22 protein-coding genes, 1 tRNA gene, 1 pseudogene and 1 riboswitch are annotated in these 26,256 nt (G+C 69.4%); of the genes and pseudogenes, 16 read left to right on the forward strand and 8 right to left on the reverse strand.

Features of this window, described 5'->3' with window-relative positions; all coding sequences use genetic code 11:
* Window positions 1-60 precede the first annotated feature (60 nt).
* Window positions 61-5,562, reverse strand: a complete 5,502-nt coding sequence (locus IT40_RS15585) for an alpha-2-macroglobulin family protein (protein WP_052096008.1) — start codon at window positions 5,560-5,562, stop codon at window positions 61-63.
* A 57-nt stretch (window positions 5,563-5,619) separates the two neighbouring features.
* Entirely contained in the window at window positions 5,620-6,675 is a 1,056-nt protein-coding gene (locus tag IT40_RS15590; RefSeq protein ID WP_036757079.1) for a quinoprotein relay system zinc metallohydrolase 2, read from the reverse strand.
* A gap of 138 nt (window positions 6,676-6,813) precedes the next feature.
* Here IT40_RS15590 and pqqA point away from each other — a divergent pair, with 138 nt between their 5' ends.
* The 6 genes from pqqA (at window position 6,814) to IT40_RS15620 (ending at window position 10,849) form a co-directional block, all read left to right on the forward strand.
* Entirely contained in the window at window positions 6,814-6,906 is a 93-nt protein-coding gene (gene pqqA / locus IT40_RS15595) for a pyrroloquinoline quinone precursor peptide PqqA (protein WP_036757082.1), read from the forward strand.
* Between the two features lie 65 nt (window positions 6,907-6,971).
* Window positions 6,972-7,862: a pyrroloquinoline quinone biosynthesis protein PqqB gene (gene pqqB, locus IT40_RS15600; RefSeq protein ID WP_036757085.1), complete on the forward strand. Its 891-nt coding sequence runs from the start codon at window positions 6,972-6,974 to the stop codon at window positions 7,860-7,862.
* Window positions 7,859-8,653, forward strand: a complete 795-nt coding sequence (gene pqqC, locus IT40_RS15605) for a pyrroloquinoline-quinone synthase PqqC (RefSeq protein ID WP_036757088.1) — start codon at window positions 7,859-7,861, stop codon at window positions 8,651-8,653. The genes pqqB and pqqC overlap by 4 nt, the downstream gene beginning before the upstream one ends.
* A complete protein-coding gene (gene pqqD / locus IT40_RS15610; RefSeq protein WP_036757092.1) occupies window positions 8,650-8,949 on the forward strand; it encodes a pyrroloquinoline quinone biosynthesis peptide chaperone PqqD in 300 nt (99 codons plus the stop codon). Before pqqC ends, pqqD begins: the two co-directional genes overlap by 4 nt.
* Window positions 8,946-10,082 (forward strand): pyrroloquinoline quinone biosynthesis protein PqqE, encoded by a 1,137-nt coding sequence (gene pqqE, locus IT40_RS15615; protein WP_052096009.1) that lies wholly within the window; start codon window positions 8,946-8,948, stop codon window positions 10,080-10,082. The genes pqqD and pqqE overlap by 4 nt, the downstream gene beginning before the upstream one ends.
* Entirely contained in the window at window positions 10,079-10,849 is a 771-nt protein-coding gene (locus tag IT40_RS15620) for a quinoprotein dehydrogenase-associated SoxYZ-like carrier (protein WP_036757107.1), read from the forward strand. The genes pqqE and IT40_RS15620 overlap by 4 nt, the downstream gene beginning before the upstream one ends.
* On the opposite strand, the gene IT40_RS15625 is transcribed toward IT40_RS15620, so the two are convergent.
* The 3 genes from IT40_RS15625 to IT40_RS15635 are packed head-to-tail and all read right to left on the reverse strand — an operon-like array spanning window position 10,837 to window position 13,184.
* Window positions 10,837-11,427 (reverse strand): ATP-binding cassette domain-containing protein, encoded by a 591-nt coding sequence (locus tag IT40_RS15625; protein ID WP_036757110.1) that lies wholly within the window; start codon window positions 11,425-11,427, stop codon window positions 10,837-10,839. The two genes, IT40_RS15620 and IT40_RS15625, sit on opposite strands and share 13 nt — an antisense overlap.
* Window positions 11,417-12,199: an ABC transporter permease gene (locus tag IT40_RS15630; protein WP_116171084.1), complete on the reverse strand. Its 783-nt coding sequence runs from the start codon at window positions 12,197-12,199 to the stop codon at window positions 11,417-11,419. The genes IT40_RS15625 and IT40_RS15630 overlap by 11 nt, the downstream gene beginning before the upstream one ends.
* Before the next feature lie 7 nt (window positions 12,200-12,206).
* Window positions 12,207-13,184, reverse strand: coding sequence for an ABC transporter substrate-binding protein (locus IT40_RS15635; RefSeq protein ID WP_036757117.1), 978 nt, complete (start codon window positions 13,182-13,184; stop codon window positions 12,207-12,209).
* Window positions 13,185-13,374: 190 nt separating this feature from the next.
* Here IT40_RS15635 and IT40_RS15640 point away from each other — a divergent pair, with 190 nt between their 5' ends.
* From IT40_RS15640 to IT40_RS15685, 10 genes and pseudogenes are all read left to right on the forward strand, one after another.
* The gene (locus IT40_RS15640; RefSeq protein ID WP_036757120.1) at window positions 13,375-14,085 is read left to right on the forward strand and encodes a response regulator transcription factor; all 711 of its coding nucleotides are present in this window, start codon (window positions 13,375-13,377) and stop codon (window positions 14,083-14,085) included.
* The gene (locus tag IT40_RS15645) at window positions 14,082-15,263 is read left to right on the forward strand and encodes an FIST N-terminal domain-containing protein (protein WP_084197172.1); all 1,182 of its coding nucleotides are present in this window, start codon (window positions 14,082-14,084) and stop codon (window positions 15,261-15,263) included. Before IT40_RS15640 ends, IT40_RS15645 begins: the two co-directional genes overlap by 4 nt.
* Window positions 15,264-15,266: 3 nt before the next feature.
* Window positions 15,267-16,592, forward strand: a complete 1,326-nt coding sequence (locus IT40_RS15650; RefSeq protein WP_036757122.1) for an ATP-binding response regulator — start codon at window positions 15,267-15,269, stop codon at window positions 16,590-16,592.
* Between the two features lie 84 nt (window positions 16,593-16,676).
* Window positions 16,677-17,294: a hypothetical protein gene (locus IT40_RS15655; RefSeq protein ID WP_036757125.1), complete on the forward strand. Its 618-nt coding sequence runs from the start codon at window positions 16,677-16,679 to the stop codon at window positions 17,292-17,294.
* Window positions 17,291-17,629 carry a hypothetical protein gene (locus IT40_RS15660; protein ID WP_036757127.1) on the forward strand — a complete coding sequence of 113 codons (339 nt, stop codon included), beginning with the start codon at window positions 17,291-17,293 and terminating at the stop codon, window positions 17,627-17,629. The genes IT40_RS15655 and IT40_RS15660 overlap by 4 nt, the downstream gene beginning before the upstream one ends.
* A gap of 58 nt (window positions 17,630-17,687) precedes the next feature.
* Window positions 17,688-18,470: an SDR family oxidoreductase gene (locus IT40_RS15665; protein WP_036757128.1), complete on the forward strand. Its 783-nt coding sequence runs from the start codon at window positions 17,688-17,690 to the stop codon at window positions 18,468-18,470.
* 54 nt (window positions 18,471-18,524) lie between these two features.
* Window positions 18,525-18,614: riboswitch (glycine riboswitch) on the forward strand.
* 133 nt (window positions 18,615-18,747) lie between these two features.
* Complete coding sequence (gene gcvT, locus IT40_RS15670; RefSeq protein WP_036757130.1) at window positions 18,748-19,860, forward strand: glycine cleavage system aminomethyltransferase GcvT; 1,113 nt, start codon at window positions 18,748-18,750, stop codon at window positions 19,858-19,860.
* A gap of 10 nt (window positions 19,861-19,870) precedes the next feature.
* Window positions 19,871-20,227 (forward strand): glycine cleavage system protein GcvH, encoded by a 357-nt coding sequence (gene gcvH, locus IT40_RS15675; protein ID WP_084197174.1) that lies wholly within the window; start codon window positions 19,871-19,873, stop codon window positions 20,225-20,227.
* A 150-nt stretch (window positions 20,228-20,377) separates the two neighbouring features.
* A pseudogene (gene gcvP, locus IT40_RS15680) lies at window positions 20,378-23,207 on the forward strand (aminomethyl-transferring glycine dehydrogenase).
* A gap of 124 nt (window positions 23,208-23,331) precedes the next feature.
* Window positions 23,332-23,407, forward strand: a tRNA-Ala gene (locus IT40_RS15685).
* A 357-nt stretch (window positions 23,408-23,764) separates the two neighbouring features.
* Here IT40_RS15685 and IT40_RS28715 read toward each other — a convergent pair.
* The 3 genes from IT40_RS28715 to IT40_RS28720 all read right to left on the reverse strand — a co-directional run bounded on the left by IT40_RS28715 (window position 23,765) and on the right by IT40_RS28720 (window position 25,837).
* A complete protein-coding gene (locus tag IT40_RS28715) occupies window positions 23,765-23,977 on the reverse strand; it encodes a hypothetical protein (RefSeq protein WP_147278939.1) in 213 nt (70 codons plus the stop codon).
* 869 nt (window positions 23,978-24,846) lie between these two features.
* The gene (locus IT40_RS30515; protein ID WP_275600341.1) at window positions 24,847-24,969 is read right to left on the reverse strand and encodes a hypothetical protein; all 123 of its coding nucleotides are present in this window, start codon (window positions 24,967-24,969) and stop codon (window positions 24,847-24,849) included.
* A gap of 367 nt (window positions 24,970-25,336) precedes the next feature.
* Window positions 25,337-25,837: a hypothetical protein gene (locus tag IT40_RS28720; RefSeq protein ID WP_147307267.1), complete on the reverse strand. Its 501-nt coding sequence runs from the start codon at window positions 25,835-25,837 to the stop codon at window positions 25,337-25,339.
* Window positions 25,838-26,256: the final 419 nt, after the last annotated feature.

A 26,256-nucleotide genomic window follows, 5' to 3' on the forward strand; every position in this document is an offset into this window, starting at 1 on the left:
CTTTCGTGAAGCGCCCGCGACGAAACACCCCGGCCGCTTCGGGGCCGGGGTGCCGACGGTTCAGGGCGTGACGGTCACGGTGCCGCCGTCCGACCAGGCGCGGAACTCGGGGCGATACATGTCCTCGACGCTGGCGGCCGGGTGGCGGAACTCGCCCTGCGTCACCGCGCGGACGATATAGGCCAGCCGGAAGCTTTCGGCCGAGGTCCAGGTCAGCGCCGCGGCAAAGCGGTCGGCGCGGAACTCGGTCATTTCGGCCGCCGTCTCGCCCTCCAGCCAGTCCAGCGCCGAGACGTCGCCGGCGCGCAGCAGGTTGGGGTTGTCGATCTCCCACCCGGCAGGCAGGGGGTCGGCGACGACCAGCCGGCCGCCGCCCTCGGATTGCGGCGCGATCTCCAGCACCACGACCATGCGCGTGCCCTGCCGCAGCTGCGCGGGGTCCAGCGCCTCGCCCTGCAGGCTGTAATAGCGCCGCGCGATGGCATAGCCCTTGCCCCCGGCCGCGACCGGACCCGAGGGCTTGCCGGTCGCGGTCAGCGTCACCTCCAGCGCGTCCTCGCCGGTATTGGCGATGCTGGCATCGGCGGGCAGGCTGGCGACCGGCTGGGCCAGGGCCACCCCGTTCAGCGTCGCGGGCGGGGCCGCGCCGAACAGCGACTGCGCCGCCAGCACCGTCCAGACCGATTCCTGCGTGGACAGGCTGCGGCCGTCCTGCTGGGCCTGCGCGATGCGCTCGGCGATCTGGCTGGTCAGGTCGGTGGCATCGACGGCCTGCGTCCTCGCCTCGGCCGCCAACGCCAGCACGGCGGTCGCGTCGCGCAGCCGGGTGCCGTAATCGGCGCGGAAGGCATGGGGCTCGGGCGCGCCCAGGTTCAGAAGGTTGCGCGCCTGCGCAAACATCCGGTCCGCCCGCCCCTGGTCGCCGTACGAGGCCAGCGCCGCCCCCAGGCTGGCCGCGCCCATCGGCGTCGAGAACGACCCGGCGGCGGTATCGGCGTAATAGCGCAAATCGCCGACCGTCGCCGCCCGTTCCCGCGCCAGCACCGCCAGCGCATAGGCCAGCGCCGCGTTTTCCTCGGCCGAGGCGGCGCCGGGTTCGGTGGCGTAATTGGCGCGGTTGCGCAGGTTGTCGATGGCCATGCGGAAGCCGGTCTCGGGCACCTGGTGCCCCGCCGCCCGCGCCCGCGACAGGAAGTCGGTGACATAGGCTTCCAGCCACAGGTCGCCCGAATCGGCCGACCACAGCCCGAATCCGCCGTTCGAGCCCTGCCGGGTCAGGATCTGGGTGATCGCCTTGTCCACCTGCTCGGCCGCATCGCCGCCCTCGACCCCCTCGGCGGCGGCAAGGCCGGACAGGTAGATCAGCGGCATCGCGCCCGAGGCCAGCTGCTCGGTGCAGCCATAGGGATAGCGCGCCAGCCGCATCAACGCGCCGGCCACGTCCAGCCGGGCATAGGGGCCAAGCGCCGCCGTCACCTCGGCGCCCGGCAACAGGCCCTGCGTCAGGCTGGCGGGCACGGTCAGGCTTTGTCCCGGCTCGACGACCAGCCGGTCCTGGCGCTGGATGTCGGCCTCGTTCAGGGCGACGGGGACGGCGATGTCCTTGGTCAGTTCCTCGCCATCGCGCGTGGTCAGCACCAGCCGCAGGTTGGCGGTGCCAAGCGCCTCGGTCGCGGTGACGGGGATGTCCACCTGCGCCTCGGCCTTTTCGTCCAGCTGCACCTGGGGCTCCACCCAATAGGTCAGCCCGCCCTCGCCGCCGACCTGCGACAGCGCCAGCCGCATCTCTCCGGCGGGGCCCGAGGTATGGGTCAGCCGCAGGCCCAGCCGGGCGCTGTCGTTCGGGGCAAGGAAGGCGGGGGCGGTCACGGTCATCACCACCGGATCGCGCACCAGCACCGAGGCATCGGCCTGGCCCACGCCCTTTTCCGACCAGGCCACGGCCATCACCCGCAACTCGCCGTTGAAATCGCCCACCGGCACCTCGATGGTGGCGGTGCCGTCCGCGCCCAGCGTCACCGGGCCGGAAAACCAGCTCATCAGCTTTTCGGTCGGCGGCGGCGCCTCGGCATTGCCGGCAAGGCTGGCATCGCCCCCCTCGCGCAGCGCGCCGTCCGGCGCCCCGGTCGGCAGGATCAGCCGGCCGTAAAGGTCGCGCAGCGCCACGCCCAGCCGGCGCTGGCCGAAGTAATGCTGCGACGGGTCCGGCGGCTGGAAGCGGGTCAGGTTCAGGATACCCTGGTCGACGGCGGCGACGGTGGCGTGGACCGTCTCGCCCGCCGCGCCCTCGACCTTCAGCGTGACCGGGACGGTGCCGCGCGGGCGGGTTTCGGCCGGGGCTGTGATGCTGGCCGTCAGCTTGCGGTCGCCGGGATCGACGGCGGCATGGGCCAGGCCCAGGGCGCGCACCGGCTGGCGGTCGCCCGGCCGCGCCTCGCCCAGGGGGCGGATGGCGCTGACGGTGACATAGACACCGGCGCCCCAATCGTCGGTCACGGGCAGGTCGATCTGGTTCTCGCCCGCCTTCAGCGCCATGGTCTGCATCGAGACCAGCCGGTTCGACAGCACCGAGACCAGGCCCAGCCCGTCGCTCGCCGCCTCGACCCGGACTCGCGCCGTCTCGCCGCTGCGATAGGCGGGCTTGTCCAGCACCACCTGCAGCCGGTCCGGCGTCTCGGTTCCCGCATTGGCGACCGCGCCCCAGCCGGCATAGAACTGCGCCGAGCTTTGCCCGCCCTGGCCCGATGCCGGCTCGGCCACCAATTCGTATTGGCCCCATTCGACCGGGGCGGCGATCTCGGCCGGGGCCTCGCCCGGCTCGGCCACGCCTTCGGCGATGCGGGTGCGGCTGGTGATCGCCTCCCAGTTCCATTGCCCGCCCAGCGAATACCATTGGTAATCGGTGTCGATGCGGTTCAGCACCCAGCGCAGCGGCTCGGCCGCCGGCTTCAGGTCCGGGCCGACCGCGACCAGCGCGAAACGCGCCTCGCTGTTTTCGGATACCGTGTCGCCCTCGAACAGCGGGCGGATGCCCGCGACCGGGGCCTCGGGCAGGACCACGCGCGACTCGCTGCGCTCGACCGGGCGGCCGGCGCCTTCGCGGATGTCCAGCACCACCTCGGCCTCGACCGGACGGGGGCCGAGCTGGGCGGCCTCCGGCAGGTCGATCTGCGCCTGGTAATGGCCCCTGGCATCGGTGGTGCCGGCGGGCAGGCTGTCCGTGACCGGCGCGCTGTCGTCGTCGTGGCGGCCAAAGACATAGCCGTCGAAGCCGCTCAGGCTGCGGGTCGGCGACAGGCGCAACTGCCCCTCGACCGGCAGGTTCGCGGCCGGGGCGCCGAACAGCCAATGCGCGTCAAGCGACAGCTCCAGCGTCGCGCCGGCGCGGGCCGGGCCTTCGGGCAGGCGCGGGGTGAAGTCGATGCGCTCGGGCAGGAAATCCTCGACCAGCATCCGCGCGGTGGCCAGCGCCGGGCCGTCGGCCTCGGCGCGCAGCTCCAGGCGCCAGGTGCCGCGCGGGGCGTTGCCGGGGATCTGCCAGGAAACCACGCTGCCGCCGGCGCCCGCGTCCCTTGCGGGCATGCGGGTGGCCTCGACCCCGTCGGGGCGCAGGATCACCGCGGTCAGCGGCAGGTTTTCCAGCGCGCGGGCATCGGCATCGCGGGCCAGCACGGTGGCGTTCACCGTCTCGCCCACGCGATAGGCGCCGCGGTCGGTGGTCACGAACAGGTCGATGGGCGGCGCGGGGGGCTGGCCCTCGACGCCGCGGTCCGACAGGTCGAACTCGGGGTCCGACAGCGACAGGAAGGCCATGTCGCGCGGTGCGCGCTCGGCGCCCTCGCCCTGCCATTCCGTCACCGTGACCAGCGCCGGCGCCGCGCCGTCGCGGCCCATGGCAAGCCCCGGCGCGAAATGCGCCAGGCCCTGGTCGTCGGTCACGGCCCTGGCCAGCACCTCGTTCGAGCGGCTGACCAGCGCCACCTCGGCCCCCGCCTTGGCGGCGGTATCGGCCAGGCTGCGCACCGCGACGGTCAGCCCGTCCGCGCCCGAGAGGGTCGAGATCCCGAAATCCGAGATCACGAACCATTGCGTCGCCAGCCCGGTATCCGAGATGTCCTGATTCTGGATCCCGGCCTCGACGATATAGATGCCGGGTTCCAGCGGGCCGGCCTTGGCCGGGATGGAAAGGCTGGTGGTCAGTTCCTTGTTCAGCACCTCCTGCCCCATGGGCCGGGCCACCTGCGCCGTGCCCTTCCAGACCTCGCGCGCCATGCGGTCGCCGAAATAATCGGCCTGCCAGCTGTCCAGGGGCTTGGCGAACATGTCCTCGGCCATGGCGCGGATCAGGTTGCGGTCGGAAATCCGCAGGAGCCGCAGGTCGATCATCTCGGCATTGACCGTGACCATCGCCAGCCGCTGGTCGCCCGAGGCGGGCAGCACATAGGCGCGGCCGGGAAAGCGGACCGAGGGCGCGCGGTCGCGGACATAGCCTTTCAGCGTCACGTCGCGGGCCAGCGTCTCGCCATCGGCCGAGGGCAGGCCGGCGCGCAGGGTCAGCTCGACCTCTTGCCCATGGGTCAGCCCGGCCACGCACAGCCGGTCGCCATCGGCCTCGACGGTCAGGTCGCGGCCGGGCAGGCGCAGGAATTGCGCGTAATCGGTGCCCTCGGCCAAGCTGCGCGACATCACCGCGCAGAACCGCGGCATCCGGCCTTCGGATTCGACTTGGGTGTCGGTGACGCGCAGCCCGTTGCGGGCCTGCGATTCCTCCAGCGCCTGGGCGATGGCATTGTCGCCCGGCGAAAGCTGCGCCGCCAGCCGCAGCGCCGGCAGCGCGTCGCGGCCGCGGTCCAGCCGCTCCCACGCCATGGCCAGCCAGGACAGCGCGCGGGCGGCCACCGCATCCTCGCCCGCCCGCAGATAGCCGTTGATCGCCATCGAGGCGATGGATGCCGACGCCTCGCGGTCGTCCTGGTCGCTGACATAAAGCGTCAGCCGCGCCAGGTTGGTCCAGTCCTCGGCCCGGTCGTCGCGCGCCGCCAGCGAGGCCATGATCCGCGCCGCCCCGGCCAGGTCGCCGGCCCGTTCGGCCTCGGCGGCCTGGGCGCCAGCATCGCCCGGACCCAGCGCCGGATGCATGGCGGGAAACAGCCGCGCCTGGGTCCGGGCCGCCTCGCGGTCCTGCGCGCTGACGAAGGGTGCGGCGGCGGCGCGCGATTCGGCGCGCAGCCGCGCTTCGGCCGAAGCCGTCGCGACATGGCCCGAGATCGCGCCCGCGAACGCCGAAGGCGCGCCCGCATCGCCGCCCTTGGGAAAGCAGGCGCGGGAGCGCTGGTTATAGGTCAGCGCGCGGCAGTCGTCGTTGCCCAGGCACGCCTGCACGCAGGCTTGCAGCGTGGTGTCGAAGATCGGGCCCAGGTCGCCGCCGGGCAGGTCGGTATCGGCCTGCAGGGACAGCCGCCGCTCGGGCAGGGGCGCGTCGTCCTGCGCCAGCGCGCCGCCCGCGATAAGAAGCCCGCCCAGGGCTGCCGCGATGAAACCGTGCCAGACGGGACGTGCCATGGCCTTCCTCCTTCTGCGCTCGGCATAGTTGTGGCATCCGGGCGCGGGCGAGGCAATCTATTCCCATTCCAGCTCGGCATAGGCCGCGGCGGCATTGCGCGCCGTGGTGTCGCGGAAATCGGCCCAGCCCTCGGATACCGGCATCATCGCCGCGACGATGGCCGGGATCGCCCGCGACAGCGGCAGGCCGGCGCCGATCGCCTCGCGCGTGGCGTCGCGCAGCGCGGTCAGGTATTGCCGCGTCGGCGTCACCGCCTCGTCCCAGCTTTCCGCGACCGGGCCATGGCCGGGCACGATCAGCGCCGGCTCGGGGTCGGGCTTGCGCCCGGTCCAGTCGAGCCAGCCGGCCAGCGAACCGTCGAGCGAGGGCGTCAGGCCCAGAAACACCAGATCGCCGGTGAAGAGCGTGGCGGTTTCCTCGTCCAGCACGGTCATGTCGCTGCCGGTATGGGCCGGCGGCACCGGCGTCAGCCGCAGCTGCCGGTCGCCCAAGGACAGCACCTGCGGCGCCGCGACGGTCTGGTCCACGCCGGCGATGCGCGTGCCGGCAAAGGCATCCTCGCCGATCTGGCGCGGGGTCGACAGCATCCAGCTTTCCGCGCGCCGCGCCACCGCCTCGGGCAGGCGGGCATCGGCGACGATGGTGGCGCCGGCCTCGGAAAACACCTCGGCGCCCAGGATGTGGTCGGGATGCATATGGGTCAGGATCAGGTGGCTGACCGGCTTGTCGGTGATCCCGCGGATCGTGGCGTAAAGCGCCTCGGCCTCGGCGCGGCTGCCGCCGGCGTCGATCACCGCCACGGTATCGCCGACGACGAAGGACAGGTTGGCGATCCGCCCGCGGTTCTGCCTTGATATCTGCGCCATCGCGCCCTGATGCACATGCACGCCCGCCGCCACCTCCTGCACGCTCAGGGCGGGCAGTTCGGCGGTCTCGACGCAGCGCGGCCCCTCGCCGGTCAGTTCGGGATGCCGGGCCAGCCAGTCGCGGGCGATGGGGGCGGCGCGCTCTTCGCATTCCTGGCGCGTGGCGGCGTCGCCGGCGGGCAGCAGGCGCGGCTGGCAGGTGGCGGGCTGGGCCGCCAGGCAGGCGGCAAGGACCAGATGGAACATCCGCTTTCCTTTCGCGGCGCAAGGCTAACACAAGCCCGCGACCGGGACCATCTACGACCTTTGGCGTGTTGACTGGTGGCCCGGTCGGCTTAGCATCGAAACAGCCGCATTCCCGCGGTGTCTTGAGGAGGAGGTTATATGGCCTGGACCAAACCCGCGCCGAGGGAAATCGCCTGCGGCATGGAAATCAACATGTATGCCCCGGCCGAGGACGAGCCGGTCCTGTTCTAACCCGCCGGCGATATCCCCGGCCCGGCCCCCGGCCGACGGGGGCCGGGCCTGCCGGAGCCTTTCCCATGCGTATCGTGATTCTCGGCAGCGGCGCCGGTGGCGGCGTGCCGCAGTGGAACTGTGGCTGCCGCAATTGCGAGGCCGCGCGCGCAGGACGCATTCCCGCCATGAGCCAAAGCGGGATTGCCGTTTCCGCGAATGGCCGGGACTGGGCGCTGGTCAACGCCTCGCCCGACCTGCGCCAGCAGCTGGCCGCGACGCCGGCGCTGCGGCCTGGGGGGCTGCGCGGCTCACCGATCCGCTCGGTGCTGGTGACGAATGGCGACATCGACCATGTCGCCGGTCTGCTGACCCTGCGCGAAGGGCAGGGGTTCGACCTGTTCGCCACGCCCGCGATCCATGACGTGCTGGCCGCCAACCCGATGCTGGCCGCGCTGGACCCGCGGTTGGTCGCCCGACGCCCGGTGGCGCTAGAGCAGGGCTTCGACCTGGCGCCCGGCCTGGTCGCGCGGCTTTTCGCCGTGCCGGGCAAGGTGCCGCTTTATCTGGAGGGCGAGCGGGTCGAGACCGAGCTGATGGGCGAGCAGACCGTGGGGGTCGAACTGGCCGCCGGCGGGCGGCGGGTGTTCTATATTCCCGGCTGCGCCTCGGTCCCCGGCTGGCTGCGCGACCGGATCGCCGGCGCGGATGCGCTGCTCTTCGACGGCACGCTGTGGACGGATGACGAGATGCTGCGCGCGGGCCTTGGGGCCAAGACCGGGCGGCGCATGGGCCATGTGCCGGTCTCGGGCCCCGGCGGCAGCCTGGAGGCGCTGCGCGACCTGGCGCTGGGTGCCCGCATCTACGTGCATCTGAACAATTCGAACCCGCTGGTCGATCCGGCCAGCCCCGAGCGTGCGCAGGCGCAGGCGGCGGGCTGGCAGGTCGGCCATGACGGAATGGAGATCGCGCCATGAAACTTGCCGACCACCGCGCCCAGACCCGCGCCGAGTTCCACGAGCGCCTGCGTCGCATCGGCGCCGAGCGCTATCACGACCGCCACCCGTTCCACAAACGCCTGCACGGCGGGGAATGCGCGCCCGACGAGGTGCGGGCCTGGGTCGTCAACCGCTGGCAATACCAGTCGCGCATCCCGATGAAGGACGCGGCCTTCCTGTCCCGCGTCGAAGACCCGCAGCTGCGCCGCATCTGGCGCAGTCGCATCGAGGATCACGACGGCGGCGTCGATCACGGCGGCGGCATCCGGCGCTGGCTGGCGCTGGCCCGCGCCGTCGGCCTCGACCCCGATTACGTCGCCAGCGGCGTGGGCGTGATGCCGGCGACCCGCTTTGCCGTCGATGCCTATGTCCGCTTCGTGCGCGACATGCCGCTGCTGGATGCCGTGGCCGCCAGCCTGACCGAGATGTTCGCGCCCAGGATCCACGCCGAGCGGATCGAGGGGTTGCTGAAGCATTACGATTTCGCCGACGACGCCAGCCTCGCCTATTTCCGCAACCGGCTGGCCGAGGCGCCGAAGGACGTGGAATTCGGGCTGAACTACGTGCTGGACCGTGCCGATACGCTGGAACGGCAGGACGCGGCGGCGGCGGCGCTGGTCTTCAAGACCGACGTGCTTTGGGCGCAGCTCGACGCGCTGTGGCACGGCTATGTGCAGGGCAACATCCCCCCCGGCGCCTGGCGTCCGGGCGAGGGGCTGCTGGACGCGGCTATCCCCGAGCCGGCCCCCGAGGCCGCGGGGGCCTCATGAGCGCGGATCGCATCAGCGGCGCCGCGGTGCCCTATCTGCCGCGCGGGGTGCGGCTTCACGACGACCGCGTGCGCGGCATCCGCGTGCTGCTGGCGCCCGAGCGGGTGATCCAGCTCGACCCGGTGGGCCATGCGATCCTGTCGGAACTGGACGGCAGGCGCAGCCTGGCCGAGGTGATCGAGACGCTCTGCACCCGCTACGACGCGCCGGCCGAGCAGATCGAGGGCGACGTGCAGGAGTTCCTGCGCGGCCTGATCGACCGGCGCATGGTGTTCCTGGAGGGGGAGGCGGCATGAGAGACGATCCCGCCCCCCGCGACATCGACGGCAACCCGGTCCGCGTCGGCCTGCCCATGGCCATGCTGGCGGAACTGACGCATCGCTGCCCGCTGGCCTGCCCCTATTGCTCGAACCCGGTCGAGCTGACCCGCGCCAGCGCCGAGCTGAAGGCGGCCGAATGGGCGGATGTGTTCCGCCAGGCCGCCGATCTGGGCGTGTTGCAGGTGCATCTGTCGGGCGGCGAGCCCGCCTCGCGCCGCGACCTGGCCGAGATCGCCGCCGCGGCCCGCGACGCCGGGCTTTACGTCAACCTCATCACCTCGGGCATCGGGCTGACCGAGTCGCGGCTGCGCGAGCTGGACGGCGCGGTCGATCACGTCCAGCTGTCCCTGCAAGGCATCGACGCCGAGATGGCCGACTGGATCAGCGGCTATGGCGGCAGTTTCGCGCGCAAGATGCAGGTGGCGGAATGGGTCCGCGCCATCGGCTTTCCGCTGACGCTGAACGCGGTGGTGCATCGCCAGAACCTGGACCGCCTGCCCGAGATGATCGACCTGGCCGAGCGGCTCGGCTGCCGCCGCATCGAGGTGGCGACCGTGCAGTTCCATGGCTGGGCCGAGCTGAACCGCCTGCCGCTGATGCCGACCCAGGCCCAGGCGATCCGCGCGCGCGAGGTGGTGGACGCCGCCCGCCTGCGCTTGCAAGGCCGCATGGTCATCGACTATGTGCCCGCCGACCACTTGGCGGCCTTTCCGAAAAGCTGCATGGGCGGCTGGGGCTCGACCGGGCTGAACGTGGCGCCGGACGGCACCGTGCTGCCCTGCCACGCCGCCCAGACCATCAAGGGCCTGGCGTTCGAGAACGTGCGCGCGGTGCCGCTGGCCCGGATCTGGCACGACGGCGCGGCCTTCAACGCCTTTCGCGGCACCGGCTGGATGCCCGAGCCCTGCGCCTCCTGCGAGCGGCGCGAGATCGACTTCGGCGGCTGCCGCTGCCAGGCGATGGCGCTGGCGGGCGACGCGCGGGCGACCGATCCGGTCTGTTCGCGCTCCAGCCTGCACGCCCGGTTGCGCGCGGCGGCCGAGGCCGAGGCGGCGAGCGATTCGACCGTGCTGGTCTATCGCCGCATGACAAGGGAGAAACGGGGATGAGGCTGGCTTGCCTGCTTGCCGCGATGATGCTGGCGCCGGGGGCGCTGGCGGCCGAGGTCGCCAATCCCATGCAGCCCTCGGCCCTGTGGGAGGACATGCGGCTTGCCGTGATCGGCACCGATGAGGAGCCGCCGGTCGATCCGGCGGTCTTCGACCTCGACGCGCCGCCGCGGGCCGACAACCCGGCGCTGGTGCCGGTGCGCATCACCCAGCCGCCTGGCGCGCCGGCGATCCGGGCGCTGGCGCTGGTGGTGGACGGCAATCCCGCGCCGGTCGCGGCCGAGTTCACATTCGGCGAGGCGCTGATGCCGCTGGATTTCGAGGTGCGGGTGCGGGTGGACAATTATTCCGACCTGCGCGCCATCGCCACGCTGGCGGATGGGCGCAAGGTCATGGCCGGCCGCTTCGTGAAAGCCTCGGGCGGCTGCGCGGCCCCGGCCGGCAAAAGCATGGACGAGGTGCGCGCCAGCATGGGCGAGATGCGCTTTCGCGCGGCCGAGGAGGAGGGGCGGCAGGTCGGCACGCTGATGATCCGGCACCCGAATTTCTCGGGCCTGCAACGCGACCAGGTGACGCTGCTGACCATCCCGGCCGAGTTCATCCAGACGCTGGAGGTCAGGCAGGGCGATGCGGCCCTGTTCACCATGGAGGCCGGGATCTCGATTTCCGAAGACCCGGTGTTCCGCTTTGCCCATGCGCCGGGCGAGGGGCCGGTGACGGTCCATGCCGAGGATACCGAGGGCCGGGTCTGGGATCAGTCCTTCTGAAGCCGCGCCGGATCGCCGCCCAGATGCAGGGGGCGGGCGCCTAGCGCCGCCGCCTCGGCCGGGTCATGCGTGACCAGCACCAGCCCGGCGCCGCTGCGGGTCAGCAGCGCATCGGTCAGCGCCAGCATCCGCGCCGCCGTGTCCCCGTCCAGCGAGGCGAAGGGCTCGTCCATCAGCAGGATGTCCGGCCCGGCGGCAAAGGCGCGGGCCAGCGCCAGCCGCCGCTGCTGGCCCAGCGAAAGCTGGCGCGGGAACTTCGCCTCGTGCCCCGCCAGCCCGACCTGCGCCAGCCAGTCCCGCGCCGTGGCCGCGTCGCAGCCTGTCGGGATGGCGATGTTGCCGACCGCATCGCGCCAGGGCAGCAACACCGGCTCCTGGAACACCACGGCAAGGCGCTCGGCGCCCTCCAGCCGGCCGCGATAGTCCGCGTCGAGCCCGGCCAGGATGCGCAGCAGTGTCGATTTGCCGATGCCCGAGGGGCCCAGGATCGCCAGCCGCTCGCCGCGCGCGACCGCCAGCGCCAGCCGGCCCAGCACCTGCCGCGGGCCGAAGGACTTGGCCTCCAGCTCAAGCCGCATCCTGCCTCCAGCGGTTGGCGCGGCGCTCCCACGGCCGCAGCAGGATGAGGTCGATGGCCAGCATGACGGCGACGAAGGCCAGCGCCCAGGCCAGCACGCCGGTCACGTCGAAGCTGGAAAACAGCAGGTGGATCTTGAAGCCGACGCCGTTCGAGCGGCCCAGGAACTCGACCACCAGCACGATCTTCCAGATCAGCGAGATCCCGGCCCGCGCCGAGGCGGCGACATGCGGCGCCAGCTGCGGCAGCACCACATGGCGCAGCCGCGCCCAGGGCCGCATGCGAAAGGCGCGGGCCATGTCGTCCAGGTCGGGGCGCAGCGCCCGCGTGCCTTCGCGGATCATCACCGTGACCACCGGGATCTTGTTCAGCGCGACGGCCAGGACGGCGGCGGTCTCGTTCAGCCCGATCCAGATATAGCACAGCACGATCACCACCAGCGCCGGCACGTTCAGCAGGATGATGAGGCCGGGGTTCAGCCATTGGTCGGCGCCGCGGCTGCGGCCCATCCACAGCCCCAGCGCCATGCCCGCCGCCATGGCCAGCGCGAAGCTGGCGATGACGCGGAACATCGTCATCCCGGCGTTGAACCACAGCTCTCCGGTCGCGGCCAGGCGCATGATGCGCGCGGCGACGTCCCAGGGCGCGGGCAGGGTCTGCGGCCGGTCGGTCAGCTGCGAGGCCAGGGTCCAGACCAGCAGCATGGCCAGGATCGACAGCACCCCCGGCACCAGGCCCGGACGCAACGCAGGGGGTTTCGGCGCTCCGGTCAAGGCGGGGCTACTCCGGCCACCAGAACAGGCCCTCGGGCAGGGCGGAAAGGCCGCCGGTCAATTCGTCGCCGCCCAGTTCCGCCATGGTGGCGAACATCCTTTGCGCGTTCGCGGCATCGACCGGGCCGGGGGCGGGGATGCCGGCGCGCCAGCCGGCCTTCAGCGCCTGGAACTCGGCCTCGTCACCGGCCTGCATGATCGGGCGCAGCTCGTCCCAGGCGGCATCGTCCTGGGCCAGCAGATCCTTGGCCGCGCGGGATGCGCGCGCCAACCCCGCCGCCAGCGCCGGGTTGGCCGCGATCCAGTCGTCGCGCAGCACATAGCCCAGAAGCGGCGTCGAGGGGTCGAGGCCCAGGTCGCCCGCCGCCGTCTCGACCGAGATGATCTCGCGCATGCCGCGCGCCTGCATCCGGGCCTGGAAATGCCAGAAGTTGATCGCGGCATCGACCTCGCCGGTCTCGGCGGCGTTCAGGATCATCGGCGGCGCGCCGAAGACCTGCTGCGTCACGTCGGCCAGATCCTCGCCCAGCTTTTCGCGCGACCAGGCGCGCAGGATCAGCCAGCTCTTGTCCACCGGCCCGCCGGCGATGCCGATCTTCTTGCCCCTGAGGTCGGCCAGCACCCGCACCGGGCTTTGCGCCGGCACCATCACGCCGCCCACGGCGGTCGAATAGGGCAGGAAGCGAAAGCCCGTGCCGCGCGCCCGCTGCTGCGCCACCCACAGCCAGTCCGAGACGATGGTATCGACTTCGGCCCCCTGCATGGCGACCTGGGTGGCGGGGTTGCCGGCCAGGATCATCGGCTGCAGCCGAAAGCCGTTGGCGGTGTCCAGGCCGCGCCTGCGGATCGTCTCGATCTCCCAGGTGACGGTGCCGTTTTCCAGCGTGCCGATGCGGATGGCGGGGGTCTGGGCCAAGGCGGGCCGCGCCAGCCCGGCCAGGGCGGCGGCCCCCGCCAGCAGGGCGATTCTGCGGCTGAACGGCATGGTGATTTTCCCCCTTTGCCCCGGTCAAATTGCCATGTGCCTTGGTTTCGGCCAATACAACCGAAGTCGTAGCCCGAAACCCGCCCCGGCGTCCAACGGGCTTGCGCCGGCGGGCGGCGGTCTTAAGATGGATGGATAAAGGCCGGAGCGCCAAGGCCCCGGCCCCTGTCGTTTCTTGGGGAGGAGAACGATGGCCTCAGCCGAAATGCAGTCGCAGGACCGCGCCGCATCGCCAAGGCTTTCCGCCGACCGCGTCCGCGAGATCCTGATCGTGGACGACCATCCGCTGATGTGCGACGCCCTGGCCCTGACGCTGAAGATCAGCTTCGGGCTCAGGAACGTGCGCACCGCCCGCAGCCTTGCCGCCGCGCTGGAACAGATCCGCAACCAGGGCGCGCCGGATGCGGTGATCCTGGACCTGAACCTGCCCGATGCCAGGGGCGCCGAGGGGCTGGTGACGCTGCGCCGCCAGATCCCGGATGTGCCGATCACCATGATCTCGGCCGATCTGGAAAACGCCATGATCTCGGCCGCGATGGCGGCGGGGGCGCAGGGCTATATCAGCAAGTCGCTGGGCCGCGAGGCGCTGGTGGACAGCCTGCGCCGCATGTGGGAGGGCGAGCGGGTGACGCCCGACAGCTACCAGCCCGACCATGCCGGCGCCGAGGACGCGGCCCGCGCCGAGCTGGCCCGCCGCTTCGCCACGCTGACGCCGCAGCAGATGAAGATCCTGCGGCTGATCTGCCAGGGCAAGGCGAACAAGGAAATCAGCTACGAGCTGTCCATCGCCGAGGCGACGGTCAAGACCCACATCACCGCGATCATGTCCAAGATCAACGCCCGCCGCCGCACCCAGGCGGTGCTGCTGGCCAATAGCGTCAGGCTGTTCGAACCGGCATGAGCGCGGCCTCGCCCGAACCCTGGCCCGGCGCGCGGTCCGAGGCGCGGCCGGCCGTGCCGCCGCCCGCGCCCGTCGCCGTCTCGGTGCCGGCCGCCGGCGACGACACCGCCCGGCGCATCGCCGCGGCCATGGCGCCGCTGGACCCTGCGCTGGTGCTTTTGTTCGGCATGCCGGCCGAGGGGCTGCCCGCCCTGGGCGGCGCGCTGCGCGAGGCGCTGGGGCAGGGCTGCCGGATCGTCGGCTGTTCCTCGGTCGGCGAGATCGGCCCCGGCGGCTATTGCGCGCAGACGGTGACGGCGCTGGGGTTCCCCTCGGCCAGCTTCCGGGTCGGGGTCTGCGTGCTGCGCGACCAGGCGCTGGTGCCGGTGTCGGAATGGATGGCGACGCTGCGCCGCTTTCACGGCGATTTCCGCCCCGACCTGCGCCGCTCCAGCTTCGGCGTGCTGCTGGCCGATGCGCTGGCCCGGCAGGAGGACGTGCTGACCGCGACGCTGGACGCGGCGATCCCCGGCCTGCCGATCGTCGGCGGCTCCAGCGCCGAGGGCATGGGCTTCGGCCCGACCTGCCAGATGGTCGATGGTGTGGCCCATCCCGGCGCGGCGCTGTTCCTGCTGGTCGAGACCGACCTGGCGGCGGCCGAGGTTTCCTTCCAGCATTTCAGCCCGACCGACCGGCGCGCGGTCGTCACCGCCGCCGACCGCCACAACCGCATCATCCTGGAGCTGAACGACGAGCCGGCGGCGCAGGAATATGCCCGGCTGGCCGGCATCCCGGTCGAGGCGCTGACCCCGACCGAATTCGCCCGCCATCCCTTGCTGCTGCGCACCGGCAAGCGCCATCACGTCCGCGCCATCCGCGCCATCACCCCCGAGGGCGGCCTGCAGCTTTTGTCCGGGATCGAGGCGGGCAGCATCCTGACGCTGGGCCGGGCCATGGACATGACCCGCGGCTTTGCCGAGGCGCTGGACGCGCTGCCGCGCCCGCCGCTGATGGTGCTGGGCTTCGACTGCGTGCTGCGGCGGCTGGCGCTGGAACGCGCCGGCATGGACGGGCAGATGTCGGAGCTTCTGGCGCGCTATCGCGTCGCCGGCTTCAACACCTATGGCGAGCAGCACAGCGGCATGCATGTGAACCAGACCTTCGTCGGCATGGCCCTGATGCCGCCCGCGCCGGGCTGAGCCATGTTCCTGCGCGACGACGATCCCCCCGCCCGGCGGGTCGAGAAGCTGACGCGCATCGCCGATGTGCTGGTCGAGCGTATCGACCGGCTGGAGGAAAGCCGCGGCTCGGCCTGGTCCATGTTCCAGGCCGCCGTCGCGCTGGAGCAGGAGGTGCAGGCCCGCACGCGCGAACTGGAGCAGGCGCTGGCCGACCTGTCCGAACGCAACCGCGAGCTGGCCGTCGCCCGCGCCTCGGCCGAAGAGGCGAACCGCTCGAAGACCCGGTTCCTGCGCGCGGCGAGCCACGACCTGTTGCAGCCGCTGTCCGCCGCCAAGCTGTTCCTGTCGGCGCTGAAGGACACGCCGCTGGACGAGTTCCAGCGCGAGCTGACCGGCCGGCTTTCCGGCGCCTTCGAATCGGTCGAGGAGCTGATGCACGCGGTGCTGGACATCTCGCGGCTGGACAGCCAGCGCATCGAGTTCCAGCGCAAGCCCGTCGACCTGGGCGAGCTGTTCCGCCGCCTGGCCGTCGAATATGCGCCCATGGCCGAGGCCAAGGAACTGCGGCTCAGCTTTGCGCCGACCTCGGCGGTGGTGGAAAGCGATCCGACCTTTCTGCGGCGGATCGCGCAGAACCTCGTCTCCAACGCGATCAAGTATACCGATCGTGGCGGCGTGCTGGTCGGCGTGCGCAAGCGCGGCGAGCGGGCGTGGCTCGAGATCTACGACACCGGCATCGGCATCGCCGCCACCGACCGCGCCCGCGTCTTCGACGAGTTCCAGCGCATCGGCCGCGAGGGCGGCGCGCCCGGCATGGGGCTGGGCCTGTCCATCGTGCGCCGCGCCTGCGCCAAGCTGGGCCATCCCATCGCCATGGACAGCGAGCCGGGGCGTGGCACCGTCTTTCGCGTCAGCCTGCCGCTGGTCGCGCCGGGGGGCGAGGCCACGCGGCCCGAGGGCGCCGGCCAGGGCCCGCATCTGCGCGGCCGGGTGGCGCTGGTGGTCGAGAACGACGACGCCATGCGCCGCGCCCTGCAACTGGTGCTGCAGGACCGGCTGGGCATGGTGGCCCGCGTCTCGGGCGGCATCGCCGAGGCCCTGGCGCAGATGGGCGACGAGCCGCCGGACGTGGTGATCGCCGACTACAACCTCGACAATGGCGACACCGGCCTGCAGGCCATCGCGGCCTTGCGCAGGGCGGCCGGGCAGGCGGTGCCGGCCATCGTCGTCTCGGCCCGGCGGGGGCCGGAGCTGGGCGGCGCCTGCCAGAAGATGGGCGTGCCCCTGCTGGAAAAGCCGGTGCGCCCCGAGGACCTGCAGGCCATGCTGCAGCGGATGCTGGCCTAAGACCAAAGCAGCAGGCAGCCGGCGGCGGGCTTTCGCCGCGGCCCGGACGGGGGCAGGGTCGCTGACAGGGAAGGAAGGACCGGGATGAACGTCTTGCGAGGACTGGCGCTGATCGCGCTGCTGGCCACGCCGCTTCGCGCGGGCGAGGCGGGCGACCTGGTCTTTGCCGAGCGTGGGCCCTGGGATCTGTCGCAGGGACCGCTGGTCTGGACGCTGCGCCAGACCGGCCCCGAGGTTGGGGGTTTTGCACCGCTGGGCGAGGGCACCGTCACGCTGGCAGCCGTCGCCCCGGACGCCGCGGACGGCCCGCCGGCGCTGGAGCTGACCGAGCAGACGCCGCGCATCACGCGCAGGATCGGCCCCTTCCCGTCCTCGGGCGGCGATCCGGCGCTGACCTTCTTTCTGGAAACCATCGCGCGGGACATGGCGGCGCTGACCGGGGGCAGCCCGTTCTATATCCGCAACCGGCTGAAGGATGCGCTGTTTCGCGACGGCGCGGTCCGGCGCGAGGGCGAGGCGACCGTCGCCGTCTTCACGCCCTTCGCGCAGGACGAGAATCGCGGGCGCATGGCCGGCTTCGACACGCTGGAGCTGCGCTTCACCCTGGACGATCCGAAACGGCCGATCCGGCGCATGCTGGCCGAGACCGGCCCGCTGGCCGGCGGGCGGCCGGCCTATCACAGCGAAATGGTGTTGAAATGATCCGGGCAACCCTGACGGCAGCCCTGACGCTTTCGGCCGGCATGGCCTGGGCGCAGGCGATCAACGACTATCCGACCAATGCGCGGGCCGATTACGTCTTCGTCTGCATGGCGGCGAACGGCCAGACCCGCGAGATGCTGGAGCGGTGCAGCTGCGCCATCGACCAGATCGCCGAGATCCTGCCCTATGACGACTATGTCAAGGCCGAGACGGTGCTGGCCATGCGCCAGACGCCGGGCGAGCGCGCCGGCATCTTTCGCCAGGGCATCGCCGTCAACGACATCGTCGCCAATTTCCGCCGCGCCGAGGCCGAGGCCGAGATCCTCTGCTTCTGAACTGGACAATCCGCGCGCCCCGCGCTTCCTTGGCGGCGAGCTGAACAGGAGGGAAGCCATGGATCTGGGGATCAGGGGCAAGAAGGGGCTTGTCTGCGCCGCGTCGAAGGGGTTGGGCCGGGCCTGCGCCGAAGCCCTGGCCGAGGCCGGGGTCGATCTGGTCGTCAACGCCCGCGGCGCCGAGGCGCTGGAGGCGGCCGCGCGCGACATCGCGTCGCGGCATGGCGTTTCGGTCACGCCGGTCGCCGCCGACATCACCACCGAAGAGGGCCGCGCCGCCGTGCTGGAGGCCCTGGGCGGCCAGGCCGACATCCTGGTCAACAATGCCGGCGGCCCGCCGCCCGGCACCTGGACCGACTGGTCGCGCGAGGATTTCATCAAGGCCATCGACGCCAATATGCTGACCGCCATCGCGCTGATGCAGGCGCTGGTGCCGGGCATGATGGAGCGCGGCTGGGGCCGGGTGGTCAACATCACCTCGCAATCCGTGCGCTCGCCCATCGCGGTGCTGGGGCTGTCGAACACCGCCCGCGCCGGGCTGACCGGCTTTGTCGCCGGCATGTCGCGGCAGGTGGCGCCGCATGGCGTGGTGGTCAACAACCTGCTGCCCGGCATCCATGCTACCGACCGCGCCGTCAGCCTCGATTCGGGCGTGGCCAGGGCCGAGGGCATCGACCTCGACGAGGCCCGCCGCCGGCGCGAGGCGACGATCCCGACCCGCAGCTATGGCCGCCCCGAGGATTTCGGCGCCGCCTGCGCCTTCCTGTGCAGCCAGCAGGCGCGGTTCATGGTCGGTCAGAACATCCTGCTGGACGGGGGCGCGCTGAACGTCACGGTCTGAAAAACCGGGCGGCAGAAGGCTCTTGCCAGAATCCTGCCGCCCGGCTACGACGAAAGTCGGAAATCGGGAGACATTGGCGAAAAGCCAGGGCCGAAGGAGCAACCGCCCCAGGAATCTCTCAGGCAAAGGGACCGTTTTCCGCCGAACGCTCTGGAGAGAGGCGGCATCAGCCGCCCGCCGAAGGGATAACGATCTCAGGCGCCCCCGCTTAGGGGTAGGGACAGAGGGGGCATCGCAGCGGCCGGGACAGGTCCGTCCGCAGAAAAGGGGGATGCCCATGGCCGAGTTTCGGCGCACGACGCTATATGACCTGCACCTTTCGCGCGGCGCGAAGATGGTGCCCTTTGCCGGCTGGGAGATGCCGGTGCAATATCCGATGGGCGTGCTGAACGAGCATCTGCATACCCGCGCCCATGCCGGGCTGTTCGACGTCAGCCACATGGGCCAGGTGATCCTGCGCGGGCCGGGCGCGGCCGAGGCGCTGGAGGCGCTGGTGCCCGCCGACATCCTGGGCCTGGCCCAGGGGCGGCAGCGCTACGGGCTGTTCACCAATGAGGCGGGCGGCATCCTCGACGACCTGATGATCGCCAACAAGGGCGACCACCTGCTGCTGGTGGTGAACGCCGCCTGCGCCGAGCAGGACATCGCCCATCTGCGCCAGCTGGAGGCGCGCGGGATTTCGGTCGAGCCGGTGACGGATCGCGGGCTGCTGGCGCTGCAGGGGCCGGAGGCCGAGGCGGTGCTGGCGCGGCTGGTTCCCGGCGTGGCTGCGATGCGCTTCATGGACGTGGCCGAGTTCGACTGGCAGGGCGCGACGCTCTGGGTCAGCCGCTCGGGCTATACCGGCGAGGACGGGTTCGAGATTTCCGTGCCCGAGGACCGGGTGGTCGCCCTGGCCGAGGCGCTGCTGGCCGAGCCCGAGGTCGCGCCCATCGGGCTGGGCGCCCGCGACAGCCTGCGGCTGGAGGCGGGAATGCCGCTTTACGGCCATGACATGGACGGCTCGACCCTGCCCGGCGAGGCGGGGCTCGGCTGGTCGATCCCCAAGGCGCGGCGCGCCGGCGGCGCCCGCGCGGGCGGCTTTCCCGGCGCGGATGCCGTGCTGGAGGAACTGGCCCGAGGCCCCGCCCAGAGCCGCACGGGCCTGCGCCCCGAGGGCCGCGCGCCGATCCGCGAGGGGGTCGGGATCTTCGACGCGGCCGAGGGCGGCGCCCTGCTGGGCAAGGTCTGCTCGGGCGGCTTCGGCCCCTCGGTCGGCGGGCCGATCGCCATGGCGATCCTGCCCGCGCGGCTTGCCCCCGGCGCCACCGTCTGGGCCGAATTGCGCGGCCGGCGGCTGCCGGCGACGATCACCCCGCTTCCCTTCCATCAACCAAGCTACAGGCGCTGAGAGGCCAGGCATGTTGAAATACACCGAAGACCACGAATGGTTGAAACAGGACGGCGACGAGATCGTCGTCGGCATCACGGCGCATGCCAGCGAGCAGCTGGGCGACGTCGTCTTCGTCGAACTGCCCGAGGTCGGCCGCGAGGTCGAGGCGGGCGAGGAGATCGTGGTGATCGAATCGGTCAAGGCGGCGTCGGACATCGTGGCGCCGGTCGCGGGCGTCATCACCGCCGTCAACGAGGCGCTGCCCGACGCGCCCGGCGCGGTGAACGAGGATCCGATGGCGGCCTGGTTCTTTCGCATCAAGCCGGTCTCGGTCGACCTGTCCGGTTTCCTGGACGAGGCGGGCTATCAGGCGCTGATCGGCTGAGATTGCCGGGCCTGGCGGCCCGGCGGAAGCCGGGGGCTGTCTGCCCCCGGACCCCCGAGAGTATTTGGAGAACGGAGAAAGGCGGGCGTTTCGGGCCCGCGCGATCTCCGGGACCGTCCCCGTGGATATACTGATGCATCGAGGCCAGTGATGGGTAAATGGACCCCGACCGACTATGATCCCGACGATTTCGCCAATCGCCGCCACATCGGGCCGTCCCCGGCCGAGATGGCGGCGATGCTGAAGGTCGTGGGCGCCGAGACGCTGGATGAGCTGATCGGCCAGACCGTGCCGGCCAGCATCCGGCAGGCCGAGGCCCTGGACTGGCCGGCGCTGTCCGAGGCGGCGCTTTTGCAGCGCATGCGCGAGGTGGCGGCCAGGAACCGGGTCATGACCAGCCTGATCGGGCAGGGCTATTACGGCACGGTGACGCCGCCCGCGATTCAGCGCAATATCCTGGAGAACCCGGCCTGGTATACCGCCTACACCCCCTATCAGCCCGAGATCGCCCAGGGCCGGCTGGAGGCGCTGCTGAACTTCCAGACCATGGTCGCCGACCTGACCGGGCTGCCGGTGGCCAATGCCAGCCTGCTGGACGAGGCCACTGCCGCCGCCGAGGCCATGGCCATGGCGCAGCGCGTGGCGAAGTCCAAGGCGCCTGCGTTCTTCGTCAGCGAGAACCTGCATCCCCAGACCATCGCCGTGATCGAGACCCGTGCCGCGCCGCTGGGGATCGAGGTCGTCCGCGGCACGGAATGCGATCCGTCGGCCGTGTTCGGGGCGATCTTCCAGTATCCCGGCACTTTCGGCGAGGTCCGGGACTATACCGCCGAGATCGCGGCGCTGCATGCCGCGGGCGCGGTGGCGATCATGGCGACCGACCTGCTGGCGCTTTGCGTGCTGAAGGAGCCGGGTGCGATGGGTGCCGACATCGCCGTCGGCTCGGCGCAGCGCTTCGGCGTGCCCATGGGCTATGGCGGGCCGCATGCCGGCTTCATGGCCTGCCGCGACGAGATGAAGCGCGCCATGCCGGGGCGGATCGTCGGCGTGTCGATCGACGCCAAGGGCAACCGCGCCTATCGCCTGTCGCTGCAGACGCGCGAACAGCATATCCGGCGCGAGAAGGCGACCTCGAACGTCTGCACCGCGCAGGCGCTGCTGGCGGTGATGGCGAGCTTCTATGCCGTGTTCCATGGGCCGGTCGGCTTGCGTGCCATCGCCCAGCGGGTGCATCTGAACGCGGCGACGCTGGCCGAGGCGCTGCGCGCCGCCGGGGCCGAGGTCCAGCCCGAGGCGTTCTTCGACACCATCACCGTGCGGGTGGGCGTGGGGCAGGCGGGGATCCTGGCCGCCGCCCGGCATCGCGGCATCAACCTGCGCCAGGTCGGGCGCGACCGGGTCGGGATCTCGGTCGACGAAACCACGGATGCGGGGGTGATCGCGCGGGTGCTGGACGCTTTCGGCATCACCGACCCGGCCCGGCCGGCCGCGACGCCCGCGATCCCCGAGGCGCTGATCCGCGAAAGCGACTACCTGACCCATCCGGTCTTCCACATGAACCGGGCGGAATCCGAGATGATGCGCTATATGCGCAGGCTCAGCGACCGCGACCTGGCGCTGGACCGGGCGATGATCCCGCTGGGTTCCTGCACCATGAAGCTGAACGCCGCTGCCGAGATGATGCCGATCACCTGGCCCGAGTTCGGTGCGCTGCATCCCTTTGCCCCCGAGGACCAGGCGGCCGGCTATCACGAGGTCTTTGCCGACCTGACCGAGAAGCTGTGCGCGATCACCGGCTATGACGCCTTTTCCCTGCAGCCGAACAGCGGCGCGCAGGGCGAATATGCCGGGCTGCTGACCATCGCCGCCTATCACAAGTCGCGGGGCGAGGATCGCGACATCTGCCTGATCCCGGTCAGCGCCCATGGCACCAACCCGGCCAGCGCGCAGATGGCGGGGATGAAGGTCGTGGTGGTGAAATCGGCGCCGAACGGCGACATCGACCTGGAGGATTTCGCCGCACATGCGGCGAAGGCCGGCGACCGGCTGTCGGCGGTGATGATCACCTATCCCTCGACGCATGGCGTCTTCGAGGACACGCTGCGCGAGGTCTGCCGCATCACCCATGACCATGGCGGCCAGGTCTATATCGACGGCGCCAACATGAACGCGCTGGTGGGGCTGGTGCGGCCGGGCGAGATTGGCGGCGATGTCAGCCACCTGAACCTGCACAAGACCTTTGCCATCCCGCATGGCGGCGGCGGTCCCGGCATGGGGCCCATCGGGGTCAAGGCGCATCTGGCGCCCTTCCTGCCCGCCGATCCGCGGACGGGTTCGGGCGCGGTCTCGGCGGCGCCTTGGGGGTCTGCCTCGATCCTGCTGATCTCCTGGGCCTATATCCTGATGATGGGCGGCGCCGGGCTGACGCAGGCGACGCGGGTCGCGATCCTGAACGCGAATTATGTCGCCAGCCGCCTGGCCGGCGCCTATCCGGTGCTGTTCATGGGCAATCGCGGCCGGGTGGCGCATGAATGCATCCTGGACACCCGCCCCTTCCAGGAGCATGGCGTGACCGTGGACGACATCGCCAAGCGGCTGATCGACAACGGTTTCCACGCGCCGACGATGAGCTGGCCGGTCGCCGGCACGCTGATGGTCGAGCCGACCGAATCGGAAACCAAGGCCGAGATCGACCGGCTGGTCACCGCCTTCCTGGCGATCCGCGACGAGATCACCGAGATCGCCGAGGGCCGGATCGGTGCCGAGGCGTCGCCCCTGCGTCATGCGCCGCATACGGTCGAGGATCTGGTCGCCGACTGGGACCGCGCCTATTCGCGCGAGCAGGGCTGTTTCCCGCCGGGCGCCTTCCGGGTGGACAAGTACTGGCCTCCGGTCGGGCGGGTGGACAATGCCTATGGCGACCGCAACCTGGTCTGCACCTGCCCCCCCGGTCGAGGATTATGCCGAGGCGGCAGAGTGATGCGTCCTGCCCCGCCGATGTTTCGGCGGGGTTTTCCCGCGGCAGGAGGCAGAGCAGAAAGCTTCGAAACAGGTCTTGCGGCCCCTTGACAAGCCCCGGCGCTTGCGCGAGATAGCACGCCCATGGGGCCGTAGCTCAGTTGGTAGAGCGCATCGTTCGCAATGATGAGGTCAGGGGTTCGATTCCCCTCGGCTCCACCAGAAAATCCGCATAGAATTATGTTTTTATAGGGTTTTCTGTGGGGTTTCCCGCATTCATCCCATCATCAAGGCCGGTCACGTTTCTGGTCTTGGCGAGGCCGAGAAGATTTCCTCGCCAGACTATGCGATGCCTCATGGAATTGGGCGAAAGTCGGGGCTTTCGATTCGGTGCAACGGGTGCAAATATTCCCCTGCACATCGCCTGATTCTGAAATCGACCCCTCGATAGAACCCGAAATCATTCAGCCAAGTAACGCCACAGGCATTGCCCACATCGGGCACTTTCCGATTGGTACGCTGCTTCGACGGCTTGGGTGGCTCTCTCTTGACCACAGTGCGATCTGACTTGCCAATGGCTTAGGCGACGAGGAACGGGTCTTTTCCAATCTTCTGCATTTCGGTGGAATCCAGGTAGGAAGCATAGCCGTGAGCAACAACATGACGGAGGAACGTCACGTCGATCTTCTCTCCTATCCCCCATGCCAGCGCGCCAGTCCCCGCCCGCCGCGTAGCGATCAGCCAACCATGGGATGACGATGCAGACTGTGGCTCCGAATGCACTGTTTTCATCCCGGAAGCTCCCCTTTCAACGCGTCCACCTCGGAGTATGTTTTTGCCACAAAGGAAGGGTGCAACGGCACAGAAGCGGCACAAGCCAGATGAGATCGTGGCAAAGCCGCAGCGGTTGAAGTGCTGCGCAGCCAGGCGGGCTGGGTAGTCAACGACAAGCGGATCGGCTGATGGAGCTTTTAACCCAGCTGGATCAGGACGTTGATATAATGATCTAACCGCGCGTCTCACGCGGCATCGGAGCCATATCCATTCTTGTATTTGGATAACGAAAAAGGTGGGTGTGGGTTTATTCCACGGCCGCCTTTCATTGAAGTGTCAGGTTCTAAACGCAGAGATTGCGGAATTTGCCCATCGCAGCTGACGAGCCTTTCAGGCTATACGATCGCGAAGCTGCTTTCATCCTTACCGTTGTGGCGCCTTTTCCAATCAAGGTTTTCTCCTGCTTTTAGCTTAGCGGTTCATTTTTTCCCTCTTGGGTGCAGTTTTTGGTTTTATCCCTTTGAACGATTTTTTACCGCGCCACGAACGTGCGCGACATGAATAAAATAAATAGGATAATGGTAGAAAAATGCGCTAACACCATTCCCCAGTGTGGATAGATCGGCTTTGGCAGCCTTCCAAGATCATCTGACATCCGGCAGCTATACCAGTATCGTATATTCTGGCCGCCCACTCAGAATAACTCGCCCCGCCAGAAGTGATTATATAATTCCCAGTGTAGCCGTTAAGGTCGGAAATGCCGGTAGTCAGCCGATCGATAGGGCTATCGCTGCGAGAGCGGAAACCACGTCAAACATCGCAACGTGGTGCTTTGCGTTTGGTATGGCAGAAATAGCGGCGCCGCCAAAAACAGCTACAGGCAAGATCTAGATGGAAAGGCTTGTCAGCCCCATGATCGGCTTGGATGCTTCAGGGGCGCGGATCGTGGGCGCGCGCATGGCGGAAATAAACTCGATCACATTCATTTCCTTGAAGATGCCGATTATCATTTCCCTTGAGGCTTCATTTACGAAGTGGTCACCAAGGGCGATGGCGGGGGGAGCAGCGCGAGCAGGACAATAAGACCGACAATCATCCTTATCAGGAATGCGGTTGAGAGAACTCTATCGATTTTACCAATCCCATTCATGGGCCTTCTCCTGATTGTGTCGCAGCGATATTCAGCATGCCGGCTTAGGGTATTGTGGGGAGTCAATAATTACATGGGTCGCACCGAAACATCGGTGCGGCTCACGGATGGATTGAGGGCAGATGACAGGTTCACCTCCAGGATGAGGGTAATCACAGATCGAGGATGTGTCGTCGATTTCCTCCTGATAGCGTCGTTCATAATCGACAAAGAGCTAAAAATAAGCATCAAGATTGGCCTTTGCCGTGCTCATTATCCCAGAGGGCGAACTGAATGCGTTTAGCGCGGTCGCCCGAAATACCCGTGCCAAATTCAATGATCAGGGCGACATCGCACCGACCGTTCTCATTAATGTTTTTAATCCCGGTCTCATCGCGTCCTTTGCCGATATACTCATAGCACTCATGCTCTTGAGCAGCGCTATCGAGAACTTGAACGCCGTTCGCAAACTGCCACCGATACTTGGGCCTAACCGTGGTGATCTGAAGCGGAGGGACACCAATCTTCGCCGTCAGATTAGCAACAATCTCGCTGATGCGCGGCTGATCAAATTGGCCGTAGTATTGGATCGTACGCGATGCCCTCAAACTGGTGCCTGGAGGAAGGAGCGGATAATTCATCCGGATCCGTTCAATGGTGCGATTGTTCCGCCCAAAGCCACGTTTTATCTCACACCGTCCCGGATATTCGATCTTGATAGGTGTCGATGTCGGCATATGGAATATCATCTTATATTCTTTAAAGGGTGCGCTTGTGTCACTATTGCTCAAGCTCTCAAGAACGGACGGTTCTCTGCCTTTGTCGGCCATATCTTGCGGCGCATATGCTGCAAGGGCAACTTTGACCTGATCAGGCTTGTGGCCGGGCGCTACTCCCAAAATGTCCAGAGGTTCGCGCGGCCTAAGCGGCAGATCCTTCCCGCCGGGCCGGCCCTTCGACCCTGGAGGGATCGCCAGGCGGCCGACCTGACAAGCAGCGCGCCTGGCGGATCGACCCTAGCCCGCCTTGCCGGGGTCGTGACCCAGCAGGCGCAGGGCATTGAGCGTGACCAGCACGGTCGCGCCGGTATCGGCCAGGATGGCGATCCACAGCCCGGTGATGCCGAGGACCGAGGTCACCAGGAACACCGCCTTCAGCCCCAGCGCGA

Origin of the sequence: Paracoccus versutus (assembly GCF_000763885.1) — a bacterium.
GTDB classification, from domain to species: domain Bacteria; phylum Pseudomonadota; class Alphaproteobacteria; order Rhodobacterales; family Rhodobacteraceae; genus Paracoccus; species Paracoccus versutus.